Origin of the sequence: Polaromonas sp. CG_9.11 (genome assembly GCF_015752225.1) — a bacterium.
Classification (GTDB): domain Bacteria; phylum Pseudomonadota; class Gammaproteobacteria; order Burkholderiales; family Burkholderiaceae_C; genus Polaromonas.
Genome location: NZ_JADOVE010000060.1, coordinates 1 through 2,929 on the forward strand (window position 1 = coordinate 1; position 2,929 = coordinate 2,929).

General features: G+C 60.9%; 2 protein-coding genes. Both read right to left on the reverse strand.

Annotated features, from left to right (window positions below; all coding sequences use genetic code 11):
- Positions 1 to 54 precede the first annotated feature (54 nt).
- On the reverse strand, positions 55 to 1,800 hold the full coding sequence (locus IWX85_RS20015) for a DUF4158 domain-containing protein (protein ID WP_196870967.1): 1,746 nt from the start codon (positions 1,798 to 1,800) through the stop codon (positions 55 to 57).
- Positions 1,801 to 1,804: 4 nt separating this feature from the next.
- A complete protein-coding gene (locus tag IWX85_RS20020) occupies positions 1,805 to 2,428 on the reverse strand; it encodes a recombinase family protein (protein WP_196870968.1) in 624 nt (207 codons plus the stop codon).
- Between the last annotated feature and the right edge of the window lie 501 nt (positions 2,429 to 2,929).

Genomic DNA, 2,929 nt, shown 5'->3' on the forward strand with positions numbered 1-2,929 from the left:
GTGATGTGAATGCGGTGTTCTGGTCATGAAATGAAGCTGTCGGGCAGTTAGCCATCAAAGAATTGGATGCGACAACAATTCTGACACCCGGGGCAGCGATGGCGGCTCTTGCATCATGTCAAGCGTGCTGAGCACCAGCTCTTGCTTGCCCGCAACCGTCTCGAAGCGCACCGCCTTGTTGCCTGGCAGCCGTGCCGCCACGCCGCGATAGGTCAGGTCCAGTTCGCTGGCCAAGGCGGCCAGCATGGGCTCGGGCTTGACCGACAAGCCCAGCGTGCGACAGATGATGGGGCGAGTGGCTTGCCACTCGGCGCCATCGAGAAGGCCAGCACGCGGATCGGCATACCGCCAGCTCGGCGCTACAAACACGTCGCGGCGCTTGAGCGAAGTTTGCAGCTTGTTCAGCACGCAAAAGGTGTAGGCACGCAGATCGACGCCATCCTCCTCACCACCACTAAAAACATGCGACTGCCAGGCCTTGCCAACCACCTCCCGCGGGGCGGCGCTGGCGGGCTTTTTGAGCATCAGATTGACTCGCAGCCAATCAATGGCCGCGACAAGCGGCTCGCCCGCCACATTGGTGCCGAAATGCACATGCTTGAGCAACATTGGCAAGAAACGCCGAACCGTTCGGTATTTGCTCTGCAACTCGCTGTAGTACACGTTGCTGGCGGGCCGGATCAAGGCTTTGACGCCATCGACGGCTTGCGTGAGCGTCTGGCGTGGGATATTGCCGAATAGTTTGGTGCGCAGTTCGGCGTCCGAAATTTCGGGGTCGAGCAACATTTGGCAAGCACTGGCCAGTATCGCCGCGGCCCGATCCAGATCCTTCAGCGTGCGCAGACGGGCCTTCTTCTCGGCTCGGGTTGCCTCGCCGAACAGCTCGCGCAGCAGCGCCTCCAGCACTTCCAGGACATCATCCTGTGCCGAGGCTTCAAGGCAATGCGCAAAAGCCACCAACGTGGCCAGGCGCCGCAGGTTGGGCAACCTGGCGACCGCGCTGACCTTGGCCGCGCCCGCGAACCGAGCCAAAGCGGCCACACGGGCGGCTGGAATCCGTGCCGAGGCAGGCAATCTGACCCCCAGATCGCGAACCGAGTTCAGCCGCTCCAAGGCCTGAACCAACGAGACGCTGCTGACCATGACCGGACCCGTGCGAAGACGATCCAGCAGAGAACTTCGTGTTCCCGCAGTGACGCTCAGCAGTCCCTCCAGCTGGGCCTGCTGGTGCGTGCTGATGCTGCTGGCCAGTGAACGCCACAGTCGCTCCTCCACGCGGTTGCGCAGACGAGCCACATGCCGTTCGAGGATGCTGCATCCCGGTAGCAGCACTTTGTGCGTCACCAGCCAGGTTGTTGCCCGCTCGAACAACATGCCAGGCCTGTCCGTGCCGGTCCAGCACAGCGCATACAACCACCGCGTCAAACGCCAGCCTACCCGAGGATTGGTGATATCGACGTAGCCATAATGGGCGCAAATTTCTTGCGTGTGCTGCAAGCGTTGGCGGCCATCGCCATAGGCCTGGATGGCGTTGAAAAATGGAACATACAGCTGCTTGGCCAGCGTCTGCAGCACGGGCGTCGGCACCTCCATTGGATCGTCCAGGAAGGTGCCGAGGTAGCGCACCGTGCCGAGTTGCACAGCAAAGCCGAGCCGGTTGTGCTCTCCACGCTTGGATGCGATCAGCGCCATATCGGCATCGTCGAGGTGAAAATAGCGTGTCAGGTCCTCGGGCGATGGCGCCCCGGTGTAGCTGCCATAGTTCTCGCGCTGCGCGGGAGTGAGAAAGCCAACAGGCATGGGGTCAGGCCCCAGCTGGTTGACGTTGGAGGGCCCATACTCGTTTGACTTGGCTGGTACTACAGCCGGCAAGTTCAGCCGTGCGCTTGATTGTCAAGCCGGTGCGGCGTAGCCCAACGATGCGCTCGTGAGTCGCTGTGTCGGGGATACGCCCGGCGTACTTATGGGCATTTTTGGCAAGCTGCACACCTTGGCGCTGACGTTCGCGGCGTGTCTCGTAGTCGTCGCGGGCCATCTGCAGGGCCAGCTTGAGGAGCAATTCCTGCACCGACTCCAGCACGATGCAGGTTACAGAATCAGTAGCCTTTGTGAGGTCGGTGAAATCGACCACGCCAGGCACGGCCAGACGCGCGCCTTTAGCGCGGATCGAGGCGACCAGCCGCTCGGCCTCAGGCAGCGGCAGTCGACTGATGCGGTCGATCTTCTCGGCCACAACCACCTCCCCCGGTTGCAGGTCAGCAATCATGCGCAGCAGTTCGGGACGATCAGCACGTGCGCCGGACGCCTTTTCACGATACACGCCAGCGATGTAATAGCCGGCCTGGCGCGCGCTGTGCTCGATGTCGGCTTGGCGAGCAAGGTCTTGTTCGTCGGTGCTGACGCGTAGGTAGAGTCGGGCAATTTTCATGGAGTTGATGGCCAAGATGGGTATACATCACTTGACCACCTCCCCATGACGCGGCCAAGAACCAAAAAGCCAATGTAATTGGGCCTCACCCTATTTGACCATCTATCTTGGCCTCTTAACTGCTTTTACGGTTCCACTGCACCTCAGACCCCAGTTTGCGCATATTGATCCTTAAGGCGGGCATGTGTTTCTTTGCAAAAAGCATCGAAGCTACACGCCACGCCCGGTTTCGTTTATGCGCAACACCGTGCCGACAGCGTATACCGCCGTGCCGACAGGCGTGACCAAAAACATCGGTCACGTTCGTCGGAATCAGCGGTCACGTTGCCGGAATCCTCCCGGTCACGTTCACCGGAACGTCGGTCACGATCCCGGAATCACCGGTCACGTTGGTCCGGAATACTCAGCTGGGCCAAGGCAGGCGTGCTGAGCACGGTGTTCGAGAAACTGCAGCGCGAGCGCCTGATGCGCGTGCGCATTGAAGCGGTCAGCCTGGACTCG

What these genes read in the sequence shown, in the direction of transcription:
- IWX85_RS20015 (WP_196870967.1), bottom strand. Translation starts at nt 1,800, where the DNA reads ATGCCTGTTGGCTTTCTCACTCCCGCGCAGCGCGAGAACTATGGCAGC.
- IWX85_RS20020 (WP_196870968.1), bottom strand. Translation starts at nt 2,428, where the DNA reads ATGAAAATTGCCCGACTCTACCTACGCGTCAGCACCGACGAACAAGAC.